The 14,092-nt window shown below is 51.2% G+C and carries 16 protein-coding genes and 1 tRNA gene; 13 read left to right on the plus strand and 4 right to left on the minus strand.

Translation table 11 applies throughout. The features are described 5' to 3' along the window. The first annotated feature begins 22 nt into the window (after window positions 1-22). From rpmI to A7E78_RS02525, 13 genes are all read left to right on the plus strand, one after another. Window positions 23-220 (plus strand): 50S ribosomal protein L35, encoded by a 198-nt coding sequence (rpmI, locus tag A7E78_RS02465; protein ID WP_072282772.1) that lies wholly within the window; start codon window positions 23-25, stop codon window positions 218-220. A gap of 110 nt (window positions 221-330) precedes the next feature. After that, window positions 331-687 (plus strand): 50S ribosomal protein L20, encoded by a 357-nt coding sequence (gene rplT / locus A7E78_RS02470; protein WP_072282773.1) that lies wholly within the window; start codon window positions 331-333, stop codon window positions 685-687. Between the two features lie 111 nt (window positions 688-798). Beyond that, on the plus strand, window positions 799-1,815 hold the full coding sequence (gene pheS, locus A7E78_RS02475) for a phenylalanine--tRNA ligase subunit alpha (RefSeq protein WP_072285008.1): 1,017 nt from the start codon (window positions 799-801) through the stop codon (window positions 1,813-1,815). 64 nt (window positions 1,816-1,879) lie between these two features. After that, window positions 1,880-4,291 carry a phenylalanine--tRNA ligase subunit beta gene (gene pheT / locus A7E78_RS02480; protein WP_072282774.1) on the plus strand — a complete coding sequence of 804 codons (2,412 nt, stop codon included), beginning with the start codon at window positions 1,880-1,882 and terminating at the stop codon, window positions 4,289-4,291. A gap of 83 nt (window positions 4,292-4,374) precedes the next feature. After that, on the plus strand, window positions 4,375-4,656 hold the full coding sequence (locus A7E78_RS02485; RefSeq protein ID WP_072282775.1) for an integration host factor subunit alpha: 282 nt from the start codon (window positions 4,375-4,377) through the stop codon (window positions 4,654-4,656). 26 nt (window positions 4,657-4,682) lie between these two features. Beyond that, the gene (locus tag A7E78_RS02490) at window positions 4,683-5,039 is read left to right on the plus strand and encodes a MerR family transcriptional regulator (protein ID WP_072282776.1); all 357 of its coding nucleotides are present in this window, start codon (window positions 4,683-4,685) and stop codon (window positions 5,037-5,039) included. 51 nt (window positions 5,040-5,090) lie between these two features. Then, window positions 5,091-5,864 carry a 5'/3'-nucleotidase SurE gene (surE, locus tag A7E78_RS02495; protein ID WP_072285009.1) on the plus strand — a complete coding sequence of 258 codons (774 nt, stop codon included), beginning with the start codon at window positions 5,091-5,093 and terminating at the stop codon, window positions 5,862-5,864. Window positions 5,865-5,877: 13 nt separating this feature from the next. Continuing rightward, window positions 5,878-6,537 carry a protein-L-isoaspartate(D-aspartate) O-methyltransferase gene (locus A7E78_RS02500; RefSeq protein ID WP_072282777.1) on the plus strand — a complete coding sequence of 220 codons (660 nt, stop codon included), beginning with the start codon at window positions 5,878-5,880 and terminating at the stop codon, window positions 6,535-6,537. Further along, window positions 6,534-7,127, plus strand: coding sequence for a YqaA family protein (locus tag A7E78_RS02505; protein WP_072282778.1), 594 nt, complete (start codon window positions 6,534-6,536; stop codon window positions 7,125-7,127). The genes A7E78_RS02500 and A7E78_RS02505 overlap by 4 nt, the downstream gene beginning before the upstream one ends. Before the next feature lie 74 nt (window positions 7,128-7,201). Then, window positions 7,202-7,981, plus strand: a complete 780-nt coding sequence (locus A7E78_RS02510; RefSeq protein ID WP_072282779.1) for a peptidoglycan DD-metalloendopeptidase family protein — start codon at window positions 7,202-7,204, stop codon at window positions 7,979-7,981. A 46-nt stretch (window positions 7,982-8,027) separates the two neighbouring features. Next, window positions 8,028-9,026 carry a sigma-70 family RNA polymerase sigma factor gene (locus tag A7E78_RS02515; protein WP_072282780.1) on the plus strand — a complete coding sequence of 333 codons (999 nt, stop codon included), beginning with the start codon at window positions 8,028-8,030 and terminating at the stop codon, window positions 9,024-9,026. 70 nt (window positions 9,027-9,096) lie between these two features. Further along, window positions 9,097-9,612, plus strand: coding sequence for an adenine phosphoribosyltransferase (locus A7E78_RS02520; RefSeq protein ID WP_072282781.1), 516 nt, complete (start codon window positions 9,097-9,099; stop codon window positions 9,610-9,612). A 55-nt stretch (window positions 9,613-9,667) separates the two neighbouring features. Further along, window positions 9,668-9,744, plus strand: a tRNA-Arg gene (locus A7E78_RS02525). Window positions 9,745-9,929: 185 nt separating this feature from the next. On the opposite strand, the gene A7E78_RS02530 is transcribed toward A7E78_RS02525, so the two are convergent. From A7E78_RS02530 to A7E78_RS02545, 4 genes are all read right to left on the minus strand, one after another. Next, window positions 9,930-11,249 carry an anaerobic sulfatase maturase gene (locus A7E78_RS02530; RefSeq protein ID WP_201258025.1) on the minus strand — a complete coding sequence of 440 codons (1,320 nt, stop codon included), beginning with the start codon at window positions 11,247-11,249 and terminating at the stop codon, window positions 9,930-9,932. A gap of 86 nt (window positions 11,250-11,335) precedes the next feature. Next, window positions 11,336-12,091: a DUF4410 domain-containing protein gene (locus A7E78_RS02535; protein WP_083552567.1), complete on the minus strand. Its 756-nt coding sequence runs from the start codon at window positions 12,089-12,091 to the stop codon at window positions 11,336-11,338. Between the two features lie 42 nt (window positions 12,092-12,133). Continuing rightward, window positions 12,134-13,351: a patatin-like phospholipase family protein gene (locus A7E78_RS02540; RefSeq protein WP_201258026.1), complete on the minus strand. Its 1,218-nt coding sequence runs from the start codon at window positions 13,349-13,351 to the stop codon at window positions 12,134-12,136. A 121-nt stretch (window positions 13,352-13,472) separates the two neighbouring features. Continuing rightward, complete coding sequence (locus A7E78_RS02545) at window positions 13,473-14,051, minus strand: hypothetical protein (RefSeq protein ID WP_083552569.1); 579 nt, start codon at window positions 14,049-14,051, stop codon at window positions 13,473-13,475. Window positions 14,052-14,092 lie beyond the last annotated feature (41 nt).

Raw genomic sequence — 14,092 nt, forward strand, 5'->3', positions numbered from 1 at the left:
AACGATCAAGGAGAAATTTCTCATGCCCAAAATTAAAACCAATCGCGGCGCTGCCAAGCGTTTTCGCAAAACCGGTACTGGTAAGATTCGTCGCAATAAGGCTTTTACCAGCCACATTCTGACCAAGAAGTCGACCAAAAGAAAGCGCGATTTGCGTCAAGCCACTTTGGTGGCCAAGGCAGACGCTAGCAATATTGCCCGCCTTATCCCTTACAAGTAGACGGGATCATACGGGCTTGGCTTAAGACCGAGAACTGAGGGGACAGGTCTCCCCCTTCAGATCCGGCAGCGGTAATACCGCCATATCCAAGAACAACGAAGGAGTAATTCATGCCAAGAGTAAAAAGAGGTTTCAAAGCGAGACGTAGAAGAAACAAGGTTCTTAAGCTTGCCAAAGGTTATCGCGGCGCACGGGGTAAACTGTTTCGCAGTGCCACCGAAGCTGTCGATCGCGGATTGAAATACGCTTTTCGCGACCGTAAGGTCAAAAAGCGGGATTTCCGTGCCCTGTGGATTTCGCGTATTAATGCGGCTTCCCGGGAAAATGGTCTGACTTACAGTCGACTCGTATACGGGTTGAAAAAAGCCGAAGTAGGCATTGACCGTAAGATTCTGGCTCAGCTTGCCGTCTGTGACCCGGCTGGCTTTACTGCTATCGTTGATAAAGCCAAGGCCCAGATGCAGTAAATAACCAAAAAAAGAGATGAGGGCCTGCCTCATCTCTTTTTTTTTATGGTTAATACAATGGAAGCCGATGGGCTTCCTTTCCTTTTTTACGGACAACGCAATGGGATTGCTATGAAGGAACAACTCGCAGAATTGTTGAAGCAGGGAAGGGCGGCGCTGTTGGCTGCCGAGTCTTTAGATCAGTTACAGGAGGCGCGGGTCGGTCTGCTGGGCAAGAAAGGCTCCATGACCGCTGTTATGAAGGGGATGGGGCGACTTTCTGCGGAGGAACGACCTGTGATTGGGGCCCTGGCCAATTCCGTCAAGGTCGAAATCGAAGATCTGTTCGAAGAGCGGTCCGCTGCCGTACGTGAGCAAGAATTGCAGCAACGCCTGGCCTCTGAACAAATTGACGTCACCCTCCCCGGGCGCACTGCTGCGAGAGGCACCAAGCATCCGATTACCCTGGTTACAGAAGAGATTACGGAGATCTTTTCTTCTCTGGGCTTCGGGGTTGAAGAAGGGCCTGAGGTGGAACAGGACTTCTATAATTTCGAGGCGCTGAATATGCCTAAGGACCACCCTGCCCGCGATATGCAGGATACCTTTTATATCTCTGAAGATGTGGTCCTGCGTACTCACACTTCCCCTGTTCAGATTCGGGCTATGCTTAAGCATGCTCCACCTGTTCGTGTTATAGCGCCGGGGACTGTTTATCGGCGCGACTCCGATCTTACGCATACTCCGATGTTTCACCAAATAGAGGGTTTCCTCGTCGACAGAGATATTACCTTTGGAGACCTTAAGGGGATTCTGACGACCTTTATCTCTCAGTTTTTCGGTAAAGGGATCGGGGTACGTTTTCGACCTTCTTTCTTTCCCTTCACCGAGCCGAGCGCCGAAGTTGACATCCAGTGCGTCATTTGCGGCGGCAGCGGCTGCCGTGTTTGTAAAAAATCGGGCTGGCTGGAGATTTTAGGCAGCGGGATGATCGATCCGGAAGTTTTCAAGTCCGTCAATTATGATTATCAGAAATATAGTGGATTTGCTTTTGGAATGGGCATCGAGCGTATTGCCATGCTCAAGTACGGGGTTAATGACCTGAGGCTCTTTTTTGAAAATGATACACGCTTTCTGCGGCAGTTCTAGCCTGACAATTAATCATTAAAAAACATAGGGTTGTCTGCAGTTATATGATAAAGGACTTGAAGAAATGATCGTATCCTACAATTGGCTGAAGGAATTTGTCGAGCTTGATCTCACCCCGGAAGAATTGTCCCATCGCCTGACCATGGCAGGTTTGGAGGTCGATGCCATGGACTATCTCGGGGCGGGTCTCGATACGGTCATTGTTGCGCGCCTGAATACTGTTGAACAGCATCCCGATGCTGATCGCCTGACTCTTTGTGAGGTAGATACGGGTAATGACACCATGCCTGTAGTCTGTGGCGCCACAAATCACAAGGTCGGCGATCTCATTGCTCTCGCCCAGGTCGGCAGTGTTTTGCCCGGTGATTTCAAAATCAAAAAGGGAAAAATCCGCGGCCAGGTCTCTATGGGCATGCTTTGCTCAGAAAAGGAACTCGGGTTGGCTGATGAATCAGCCGGAATCATGATTTTGCCAGCTGGATTGCCCCTTGGGCAGCCGGTGTTTGAAGCTCTTGGTTTAAAGGATGTTCGTTATGAACTGGGACTTACGCCGAACCGACCTGATTGCCTGAGTATCGTCGGTGTCGCCCGGGAGGTAGCTGCTATCGTCGGTCGCCCCTTGCAAGTCAGCCATCAGACCCCTGTAGAAAATGGTGAGGCCATTGCTGACAGCACCTCTATACATCTTGAAGAGAAGGGACTTTGTCCCCGGTATGCCGCTCGATTGATTCGAGGAGTCAAGATTGGACCTTCGCCCGAATGGCTGGTTCGGCGGTTGGATGCCGTGGGAATGAGATCCATCAACAATGTCGTGGATGTGACCAATCTGATATTGATGGAGTTGGGTCACCCCTTGCATGCTTTCGACTTTAACCTGCTGCGTGACCAACGCATTGTGGTTCGTCGGGCCGTCGATGGCGATAGTTTTACAACCTTGGATGGCCAGGAACGTTTGCTTTGCAGTGATGATCTGGTGATCTGCGACGGCCAGGGACCTGTCGCCCTGGCTGGTATTATGGGGGGACAAAACTCAGAAGTGGGCGATGAAACAACGGATATCCTCCTAGAGAGTGCCTATTTCAATCCTGCTACGATTCGTCGGACCAGCAAACGTCTTGGTATGCATACCGAAGCTTCTCACCGTTTTGAGCGTGGGGCCGATGTCGACATGGTACCCATAGCGCTCGACAAGGCCGCATCCCTGATTGCCGAAGTGGCCGGTGGGGGTCTCGCCAAGGGGATTATTGATTGTTATCCCGAGCCCCTGGTTGAGAGACAGATCACTCTCGATGTCACAAGGGCTAACAAGGTCCTGGGTCTTAAGCTGGCAAGCGACGATATCCTTGGTTTGCTGCGGGCTATCTGCCTCGATGCACAGCCGGCCGCTGATCGGGACAATGAAATTCTTTATGTCAAAATTCCCGCCTTTCGACCCGACCTCGAGCGTGAAATTGATCTGATCGAGGAAGTCGCCCGTCTGCACGGCTACGATCAGATACCCGTTACCATGCCTGCCAGCCGTATGATCTGTCATCGTCCTGCCCCTCAGCAACGGTTGGTGCGTCGATTGAGAGATGTCATGGTGGCAGGAGGCTTTTCCGAAACCATTAATTATTCTTTTATCGCTCCCGAATGGGACCGTTTGAACTTATCTGAAGACGATTGTCGCCGGCAGAATGTAAAAATTCTCAATCCTCTATCGGAAGATCAATCGGTTATGCGCACCAGTCTGGTGCCAAGCATGCTCGAGAGCGTCTCCCGTAACCGGGCCTACAGGTCATTGGATCTGAGGCTCTTCGAATTGCGGCCGGTTTTCCAACCTGTGGATGGAGAAGAGTTACCTCGGGAAAGCCTGCGTCTTTGCGCTGCAATTTGCGGTCGTCGTGAGCCTCTCGGCTGGGCCCAAACTTCAGAGGAGGTAGATTTTTTTGATCTGAAGGGCCAAGTAGAAAAATTGATGGAAGAGTTTCGCCTCGGCCCGATAAGCTGGGATAATAGCCTGAGTGAAGCGTTTTATCATCCGGGGAAATCCTGTGTTCTGAAAAGTCGATCGGGATTGTTGGGCAGTATCGGTGAGATTCATCCCCAGGTCCTTGAAAACTTTGACATTGACCAAGCTGTGTATCTGCTCGATCTCGATCTCACTGCATTTTTCTCCGCCATGCTTACAGATAAGAAATTCCAGTCGCTTTCTCGTTTTCCCGATGTTTGCAGGGACAGCGCGTTGCTGGTTGATAACGAAATCAGTGCCGAACAAGTGTTCGCCGTTATCGACCAGGCTCGAGGGCGTTTTGTGGAAGACTTTACGTTGTTTGACACGTATCGCGGGCCCGGAATCCCCGATGACAAAAAGAGCCTTGCGATCAGGGTTCGCTATCGCAGTTCTGACAAAACTCTCACTGAAGAAGAGATAACGGCCGGGCATGAGCGCATTATCAAAGCTCTCGGAAAAAAGCTCGGGGCGGAAATTCGTTAAAATAATCGGTTGATTGCATGATATTCCTATGATATAAAGTGTTGGATGTTCATGGACTTACGTTATCTGAAGGGGGCAAATCTATGACTAAGGCGGACCTTGTAGAGAGTGTTTACCTGAAAACCGGTTTTTCAAAAAAGGAGTCCGCGCAGATTGTTGAAACGGTTTTCGATCTGATGAAGTCGACTCTGGAAAAAGGCGAGAAAATCAAACTGGCCGGTTTTGGCAACTTTGTTGTTAAAAACAAGGCGACCCGTAAGGGGAGAAACCCCCAGACCGGAGATGAAATCGAAATCAGTTCTCGCAAGATTTTGACTTTCAAGCCCAGTCAGGTACTCAAGTCTGTTATTAACAGTCAGGATTAAGAGGGCCTTCTCCAGCTTGGCTGATTATGGATAAGTCCATCCCCGACAAGCTCTATTTTAAAATAGGCGAAGTTGTCAGCCTTACTGGCATCAAGGCCCATGTGTTGCGATACTGGGAGTCTGAGTTCGGTGCGGATATCCGTCCTGTTAAGAGCAGCGGTCGGCAACGTCTCTATCGCAGGCAGGATATTGATCTCATTCTGCAGCTGAAAGACCTTCTCTATCGGCAGGGTTACACCATTGCTGGTGCAAAAAAGAAATTGCGCACCAAAGCCAGTGACGAGGATACTCCCACTCAGGCTTCCGAGGCCGAACAGAGTACCGAATTGTTAAAAGAATTGCGGAGTGATCTTGTCAGGCTTCGCAAGATGTTAAAGAATTGAACACCTATTCCCATTACTTCTTTCCTGTAAGTGGCTTTTAGAGGCCGTTATTTGCTGATTCTGGTAACCAACGATGACGGCGTCCATTCTCCCGGCTTAGCTTCCCTGGCTTCTACTCTATCAGAACTTGGTCAGGTGGTGATTGTCGCTCCAGACCGTGAGCGTAGCGCCATCGGACATGCTCTTACTCTCCATTCTCCATTACGTGCTGACCTGATAAAGTCGGATGTTTATGCCGTGGACGGCACTCCCACCGATTGTGTCAACCTTGGCATTCACGGGCTTTTTAACGCTCGACCCGACCTGGTTGTCTCGGGGATTAATCGAGGGGCTAACATGGGCGAAGATGTGACCTATTCCGGGACCGTATCCGCCGCCATGGAGGCAACGTTGATGGGGGTACCTGCCTTTGCCGTTTCTCTGGATATGTCCGCCGGGGATAATTCCGATTATGTCGCTGCAGCATCTTTTGCCAAGGATTTGGCAACGAAAATCATTCGCCATGGTTTGCCCAGCGATACGTTTCTCAATGTCAATGTCCCAGCGGGAACTCCTGCAGGTACTAAAATAACCCGCCAGGGCAAGCGCCGCTACGACGATATGATTGTGGAGAAAGTTGACCCAAGAGGACGCAAGTACTACTGGATTGGCGGTGGTCAGTGTCAATTTGAAGAGATCCCCGGAAGTGACTTTCTGGCTCTGGCCGAGGGCTATATTTCGGTGACCCCTCTTCATCTGGATTTGACCAACTATCGCTCTTTTGAAAGCCTGCGGCAATGGCAGTCCACCGCCGATAAGGCCTTTTTTTCTACCGATAACGATTAAGGAACACGGTATAATGGACTATTCAATAGCCCGCCGCCTGATGGTTGAAAGGCAGATTGTGGGGAGGGGTATTCACGATCCCCTGGTGGTTGAGGCAATGAAGAAAGTACCCCGTCATCGATTTGTCGAAGAAGCCTTGTGGGCCCAGGCTTATAGTGACAATCCTTTACCCATAGGTGAGAAACAGACTATTTCTCAACCCTATATGGTTGCTTTGATGACGCAGGCCCTTGAACTCAAAGGAGGGGAGAAGATACTTGAGATCGGTACGGGTTCTGGATATCAGGCGGCCATCCTGTCTCAAATTGTCTCCCGTGTCTACAGTGTAGAGCGCATTTCGGCTTTGGCGAGGCGTGCACGTAGGGTCCTTGATGATATCGGTTGTCGAAACGTTAATATTAAGCTGAGCGATGGAACGATCGGCTGGGAAACAGAGGCCCCCTTTGATGGCATAATTGTCACCGCCGGCTCACCTAAGGTACCATCCCATTATCTTGAACAACTGACTATCGGCGGCCGCCTGATCATTCCCGTCGGTGGCCGAGGCTGCCAGGTTCTGAAACGCATTGTTCGCCTTGGCCAAGTGGATTATAAAGAGGAAGATCTTCTCGATTGTCGTTTTGTGCCGCTGATAGGGAAGGATGGATGGTCCGAAGGGGAGGGTCCGTTATGATTTTATTGCGCCGTCTTTACGATTGGGTATTGCACTGGGCGCATACTCCTTATGGCGTCCCTGCTTTGTTTCTATTGGCTTTTGCCGAATCGTCTTTTTTCCCTCTACCTCCCGATATCCTGCTGTTGGCGCTGTGTTTGTCCTTGCCTGCTCGATCTTATCGCTTCGCCTTCATCACTACAGTTGGTTCTGTCGTCGGTGGTATGGTCGGGTACTTTATTGGGTCGACCCTCTGGGGGGCGACCTCCGATCTTTTTTATCAGTATGTGCCCGGATTCACTCCGACTGGCTTTAGCCATATTCAACAGTTGTTTTCTTCTTATGACTTCTGGGTAATATTTACGGCTGGATTTACTCCGGTACCATACAAGATATTTACCATCGGGGCCGGGGTTTTTGAAATAAACTTTCCGCTTTTCGTAGTGACCTCCGTGATCAGCCGTGGCCTTCGTTTCTTCATTTTAGCTTGGTTAATTCATACGTTTGGCGATAAAGTTAAAGCAGCTATCGATAAATATTTCAACCTTTTGACCCTGATTTTCATGGTCTTGCTTTTGGGGGGCTTCCTACTTTTTACGGGGTTGCGATGATCTTTGGTCAGGGTTGCAGTCGTAGTTCGCTGGGATGCCAATCGGATATATCGGCTTGGAGAGGACGCTGATCCATGTTTAGTGCGTTGCGCTTGGCGCTGCTGCTAGCGCTATTCTTGTTTTTTTCTGGCTGTGCTGCGCCCAAAGGCGTCTATCACACAGTTAAGCGTGGTCAAACGCTCTACCGGATTGGACACGTTTACCGCGTCGATGTAAATCATATAGCTCGTATCAATAGGTTGACGGACCGGTCTCAACTTGAGGTGGGACAACGGCTGTTTATCCCTGGCGCTGATTCAGTAAAATATGTTCCCCCCATGGCGGTTGCCAGAAGCAAAAAATCGGTTAAACTACCTACCAGAAAATCCCAAAAGCCTGTGGCTCGACAAGCAAGCAGGCCTGCGACAAAGAAACAATCCAGCAAACCGGTTTCTCGTTCAGTGCCACGCCCTGTTCAGCCTACAAAGAAAGCCATGGCGACAAAAGGCGTTTTTGTGTGGCCAGTTCAGGGGAAGGTGATTAAAAAGTTCGGCCAAAATGGAAAGCATGCCAATAAAGGCATTGAAGTCTCCGCTAGAGGCGGTAGCGCGATTGTTGCCGCAGCTGCAGGCAAAGTAACCTATAGCGGCGATGGCATTAAAGGTTTTGGTAATCTTATTATCTTAAAACATGATGATTCTTATTTTACCGTATATGGATTCAATCAGGCGAACCTTGTCAAGTCCGGCAGTTTTGTAAGTCAGGGGCAGAAAATCGCCTTGGCGGGGAAGCCTCCTGCCGGGGGGAATCCCAGGCTGCATTTTGAAATAAGGCGCGGCAAAGAGGCGGTCAATCCCTTAGCGTTGTTGCCTTAAAGTTCCAAAGCGAACGTTAATCCCAGTTTTGGAGGTGTGCTCAGTTATGACGGATCAATCCAATTTCAGCGAAGACGAATTAACCGATAGCAGCAGTCCCGCCGATGCAGAAGACTCTGAGAAGGAAGAATTGGCATGCGCTCCGGTAACTAAAAAGAAAAAGCGCACGGCTGAAGATGAAGATACTTCTTCTGGTGATGATGCGATCAAGCTCTACCTGAAAGAAATTCAAAAGACCAAACTTCTCACAGCCGAAGAAGAACGTGCCCTGGCTCGACGCATTGCTTCCGGAGATATGGCCGCACGCGATCACATGATCGAGTCCAACCTGCGCCTGGTTGTGAAAATTGCTAAGCGTTACATGAACCGAGGGTTGCCCTTTCTGGATTTAATCGAAGAAGGAAACATGGGGCTGATCAAGGCGGTCGAACGTTTCAAGTTAAGCAAGGAATGTCGTTTTTCCACCTATGCTACCTGGTGGATAAGGCAGTCCATTGAAAGGGCCCTGGTTAATCAGAGCCGTACTATACGGCTCCCGGTTCATGTGTCCGACGATATAAACAAATTTATCAAAATTAGCCGGGAATTAGTTCATCGGTTTAATCGGGAACCCCAGGTTGAGGAAATTTCCGAGGCTATGGGTGTTGAGCCTGCCTATATCCGACGCCTTATGGTCCTGGTAAAAAAGACCTATTCTATTGAACACCCCATGGGCGAGAATCGAGATTATAGCCTCATAGACACCATCGAAGATACCAATGCTGATGATCCTTCGGTTTTCCTTGAAGATTTAGACAAGTTCGCTCACATCCAGGAATGGCTCGAATCTTTAGCAGACAATGAACGAGAAATTCTGGTGCTTCGTTTTGGACTTGAAGATCGGGAACCACAGACGTTGGATACTATTGGGCAAAAGTTCGGAGTTACGCGCGAAAGGATTAGGCAGATAGAAGCCAAAAGCCTTGACAAGTTACGTAAGATCATGGAAGAAAAGGAAGCAGAAAGCAGGGCCTTTATGGAACAGGACCTAGCAAGCAGACAGTGATTGTCACAGGTAAAGTCTTTTTATTTGTTATTGGTAAATATTATCTGTTTTGCCGGAGGGGAAACTGATTGTGGATGACTTGAAAAATGCTATTCGGGATATACCCGATTTTCCTAAAAAAGGAATTGTCTTTAAAGATATAACCACTCTTTTGGCAGACGCTAAAAGTTTTCATCGCATGGTAGATCTGATAGCACACCGTTACCTTGATAAAAAAATTGATCAGGTTGTCGGTGTTGAGGCACGAGGTTTCATTTTAGGAGCTGCGTTGGCCTATAAGTTGGGATGCGGCATTACTTTGGTGAGAAAACCCGGGAAACTGCCCTATAAGACCGTTTGCAAGAGCTATGAGCTCGAGTATGGAACTGACACCCTGGAGATTCATGAAGACGCTTTTCATAAAGGGGACAGGGTCATCGTCGCCGATGATTTGCTGGCTACTGGGGGTACGGTATCGACGGTCGTGGCTCTGGTCGAACAGCTTGGTGCCGAGGTCGTTGAATGTGCCTTTTTGGCCGAATTGGATTTTCTAAAAGGGCGTGATCGTTTGCCTGAAGGAAAAGTTTACAGCCTGCTGCGGTATTAACGCCACAAGAAAGGCCTTGCCAATCTTTTTGGCATACGCTATAAAATTTCCTTTTGGCTCCGTAGCTCAGCTGGATAGAGCAACCGCCTCCTAAGCGGTAGGTCTTGGGTTCGAATCCCGACGGGGCCGCCAAATATTTCAGCCACTTAGCAGTTTTTGCTAGGTGGCTGTTTTGTTTTGGGTAGCGAATTGGGTAACAAATTCAACGGCCAATTGGCCATAAAAGAAAAATGAGCCGGGAGGGGGAAGCTTACGATATAAACGGAGAATACTTTTCAGGCGGACCGGATTAAGCGGGAGGACTGCTTTGGTATGGGCTATTCTTGACAGTTCTTCTTTTGTCCCCCCGAGTCCGTCGGCCTCTTTGGGATCACCAGCGGCCCCTTGATCGCCTCCATGACTTGGGAAGCAGGGTACCCGTGCTCCAGAAGGGTGGTCATCGCCCGCAGGTATTTACGGATGTGGCGGAAAAACTTCCGGTAGCCGGCGCAGAGATAGTGTAGGCCAGATTCGTCGTAAGGACTGCGGGCAAAACGGTGCTTGGGGCATCCGCCCTGGCAGGCCGCCAACACCTCGCAATCCCGGCACCAGCGCGGCAGGGAGCTTTCCTTGTTCTGGCCGAAACCCGACTGCAGCGACGTGTCGACCATTCGGGCCAGGTCGTCGGAGCTGATGTTGCCGAGCCGGTATTCCGGATAGACATGGTGATCGCAAGCAAACAGGTCGCCGTTGTGCTCGATTACCACCGATCCGCCGCACTGTTTGGCGTGGATGCATACCGGGGAGGGGTTGCCAAGCCACGCGTTAAGCGCCCACTCGAAGTTCATGACGAAGGTTTGACCGACGTCGTTGCGCACCCAGTCCTCGTAGATGGCGATGAGAAAATCGCTGTATTCTTCCGGAAGCACTGTCCAGGAGGTGACCGCTGTGTTTGTTTCCTCCCGGTCGAGGACTGCCGGTCCGGCCAGGTTGAGACCGAGTTCCTGTTCGGCCGCGGCCGGTAGTCGTTCGATAATCGGAACGAACTGGATGAACTCGACTCCCTCGTCTTTGAAGAAGCGGTAGACCTCCAGAGGCTTTCGTGCTGTCTCACGGGCGACGCTGGCCATGACGTTGTACTCCACGCCATGCTTCTGCAAAAGCTTCAGCCCTCGCATGACGGCGTCGAAACTGCCTTCCCCCTGGCGGTCGCGCCGGTAGCGGTCGTGTATCTCCCGTGGACCGTCGAGGCTGAGGCCGACCATGAAGTGATGCTGCTTCAGAAAACGGCACCAATCGTCGTCGAGCAGGGTGCCATTGGTCTGCAGGACATTGGTGATGGTCTTCAGGCTTGCGAAGGGCCTTTGCAGTTCGACCACCCGACAGAAGAAATCGACGCCTAGGAGGGTCGGTTCCCCTCCCTGCCAGACGAACTCCACCACCGGGGTCGGCTGGGTTTCGACATAGTGCCGGACGAAGGTGGCCAGCGTCTTGTCCGACATCCGGTAATTTTCGTTGGCACGGTAAAGAGCTATCTTCTCCAGATAGAAACAGTATGCGCAACTGAGGTTGCAGAGCGGCCCGATCGGCTTAGCCACGATGTGAATACCCTGAGCTGCGCATGCGGCGTTATCATCCGCTGAGCTGTTGCTTATCAAAACTTCCCCTTTTCTGTCCTCAGCGGAACTTGCCAGATTTGTGTCTTTGCTTAAATTGATAGGATGCCGGGTCTCTCAGCGTTCACTTAGTCGATCCAGCCTTGTTCCTGGAAGCGCATCTTGAGCACCTCTGCTAGTTCCTTGGCGGTTTGCTTGGCCCGACCCTCCACCTTGCCGCTACCGGTTTTTTCTTCATGTAATTTCACACCGGTGCTGACAATGAGTCCCAGCGGATTGGCCGTGGCGATCCAGGCAGCAGCTCCCACTGCGGCCCCGGGAGTTTTTCCGCCGCCGGCCTCGGTCGTGCCACCACCCAGCTTGCGTAGCCCCTGATTCGTCATCTGAAAACCTTCGACCGCTACATTCAAATGGGACGAACCGGAGCCCAATCCGACCAGAACGCGCTTGGAGGTTTCCCCTTCTTCAAAGGAAACGATATAGCCCTGGATGACGAGGTCATTGAGTTGCAGTCTTGTGCTTCCGGTTGCATGTTGCGCAATTAAACCCATGTCGCGGATCTGAGATACCAACTCCCTCTGGATTTCAGCACCCAATGCATGCCCTTCGGCGATATGCTCGGCCGTTTGGGGGGTGCTGTGTTCGGCATACTGCGCGGCCAGCGTGGAGTGGATCGGAAGATCGGCCGGCGTAGCGGCGAAGTCATATACCCAGATGTGCGCAGGGCGGGGCAGCTTGCCGCTCACGACTTGTTTGCGATCTACCTTGGTCGAGGCGCACCCGGCGGCAACGATCATGGTGATCAGGCAGGGAACGACTATCGCGATCTTTCTCAGATAATCCGAGTGGAATTCGGACAGTTTCTTGAATTTTTGATTGCCCATGACTGCCTCCTTTTTTGAGGAAAAACTATTGAACCTTCCGAATTATTCTACCGAAGCGAAGCCTGGCGGCGCTTTGTGCCAGGGGTAGCCCTTGGCGGCCATTTCGTAACCTACCTCGAAAAGCTGGCGCATGTATTCTGTATCGAATTCCTCTTCGTGAGGTGCATCGAAGGTTGCCGGGATAAAGGCAAGGTTGAAATCCGCTTCGTCCCGTTTCGCGATCAGGTAGATTCGATCCAGATCACCTATGCCCTGGGTCTGGATCAGGGAGGATATGGCCCGGCCGACAATCGACAGGGTCCGTCGTTCTACCTGGCTCCATTCCGGATCCAGGCGACTGTTGCGAATGACATAGACCATTCTTTCGCGCTGATGCGTGGCCGCCTGGACCTCCTCAATGTGTATAGAGGGGGGGTAGACAAAGACCTGGTTCGTGGCACCGCCGTCAACATGCATTTCCTGATAGTGCTTGCCATCAACGGTCACGTCGATCAGTACCGGCGGAAAAGCTCCCGGAATGGCCGCGGAGGCGATCATGATGGTCCGGAACAGTTTGAGCGCTTTGGGGTCGTCGCTGGCGGCGATTTTGGTCATGTTCCAGATCACCGGTTGTTGCGCGTCCAGGTCGGTGGTGCCGACCAACAGAAGCCTTCCTCTGGAGAGGTATTCAGCAGCGATGGCGTCCAGCATTTCACGAGTGATATGCTTTTCCAACAGGCGCCATAAAGGAGCGTTGTCCGCCATGGCGTCGCTGAAAATGGCGGCCAGGATATTGCGTGGTTTCGCGATGTCCTGGCCGGATATGTTCGTATATACCTCCTTCAGCGTGTCGTCGTATTGCGGTCCCAGAAAAGCAAAGGGGGCAATCAGGGCACCGGTGCTGATGCCGGTCACCAGCTTGAACTCCGGCCGGTTGCCGGTAGCCGTCCAGCCGTTCAACAAGCCGGCGCCGAAAGCTCCGTTGTCGCCGCCGCCGGAAATCGCCAAAGCAATGGCCGGCGGCATGGGGGCTTCATGGCCGAGGACTGCCAGGTAGGACAGTTCTCTTTTGTTGCACTCGATTCCCTCCAGGGCCATTTCGGTATTGTCTATTCCGACCCGATAGCGTACGCCGGGAAGGCCGGGGATTTCCCCCCGACCTTGCAAGGCAGCGGGCAATGCCGTATGCCGTTCGAGTTGGGCGCACCCTGGTACAAAAACCATGAAAGCGACAACTGCCATGCAAATACGGGTTAACCAACAGTCTTTTTTCCATTTCATAAAATGCGTCCTTTTGCCAAAGAGGATGGTCTTGCTACAGATATTTTGGCTAGTTCCTTAGCTGAGGAGACTCATTTAAAATTATCAGAAGAAAGCGGATGAACAATCGAGGTGACTCATTTTATTCATGACCTTGGTCAACCCGGGTTCCAGAGGGGCCAAAAAATATGCGAGCCATGCGCTCACGGCCTAGAATTCTAATAAGTTCCCGTAGCGAACAGAAAACGAGAAAAATAATCAACAGCCAGATCTGAATGGCCCAGAAATGTGGCCAAACGACCTCGTCAAGCAGGTGCCTGTTAGCCCGAGCAAGGTCTCCATGTTCCCGCACAAAGTGAAGTAGTTGCTCGATATAACTTACCAACAGTGCAGCGATCATGTAGATGATGGTTTTCCACAGCACTCCGAAAATAAGCGGCTTCTTACGAAATCGACTCATAAACGGCAGCAAGTCCGCCAGAAGAACCACCTTGGCGACAACCAGCGCCGCGATGGTTGCGGTCACAAAGGTGGATACCTGGATACCGTACTGCCGGAGCATAAGTGCCTGCGTAAAAGCGATCACCTGAAACGCAATAAAAAAGAACACTGCCGCCGGGATAGCTTCGACAAGCTCGTGCTTCAATCTGGATGTTATGTGACCCATCGGCTTTTTCCTTTGCTGCCAGATAAAAAAGCCCTCCCAAGAGAAGGGCATCATGCCCTTCTCTTGGGAGACAATTTCACTTTTCAGTTTGACAA

Origin of the sequence: Syntrophotalea acetylenivorans (genome assembly GCF_001887775.1) — a bacterium.
GTDB classification, from domain to species: Bacteria; Desulfobacterota; Desulfuromonadia; order Desulfuromonadales; family Syntrophotaleaceae; genus Syntrophotalea_A; species Syntrophotalea_A acetylenivorans.

Coding starts and splice junctions, on each gene's coding strand:
- rpmI (WP_072282772.1), top strand. CDS start 23: ATGCCCAAAATTAAAACCAATCGCGGCGCTGCCAAGCGTTTTCGCAAA.
- rplT (WP_072282773.1), top strand. CDS start 331: ATGCCAAGAGTAAAAAGAGGTTTCAAAGCGAGACGTAGAAGAAACAAG.
- A7E78_RS02540 (WP_201258026.1), bottom strand. CDS start 13,351: ATGAAATGGAAAAAAGACTGTTGGTTAACCCGTATTTGCATGGCAGTT.
- A7E78_RS02515 (WP_072282780.1), top strand. CDS start 8,028: ATGACGGATCAATCCAATTTCAGCGAAGACGAATTAACCGATAGCAGC.
- A7E78_RS02505 (WP_072282778.1), top strand. CDS start 6,534: ATGATTTTATTGCGCCGTCTTTACGATTGGGTATTGCACTGGGCGCAT.
- A7E78_RS02500 (WP_072282777.1), top strand. CDS start 5,878: ATGGACTATTCAATAGCCCGCCGCCTGATGGTTGAAAGGCAGATTGTG.
- A7E78_RS02535 (WP_083552567.1), bottom strand. CDS start 12,091: ATGGGCAATCAAAAATTCAAGAAACTGTCCGAATTCCACTCGGATTAT.
- pheS (WP_072285008.1), top strand. CDS start 799: ATGAAGGAACAACTCGCAGAATTGTTGAAGCAGGGAAGGGCGGCGCTG.
- A7E78_RS02510 (WP_072282779.1), top strand. CDS start 7,202: ATGTTTAGTGCGTTGCGCTTGGCGCTGCTGCTAGCGCTATTCTTGTTT.
- A7E78_RS02545 (WP_083552569.1), bottom strand. CDS start 14,051: ATGATGCCCTTCTCTTGGGAGGGCTTTTTTATCTGGCAGCAAAGGAAA.
- pheT (WP_072282774.1), top strand. CDS start 1,880: ATGATCGTATCCTACAATTGGCTGAAGGAATTTGTCGAGCTTGATCTC.
- A7E78_RS02490 (WP_072282776.1), top strand. CDS start 4,683: ATGGATAAGTCCATCCCCGACAAGCTCTATTTTAAAATAGGCGAAGTT.
- A7E78_RS02485 (WP_072282775.1), top strand. CDS start 4,375: ATGACTAAGGCGGACCTTGTAGAGAGTGTTTACCTGAAAACCGGTTTT.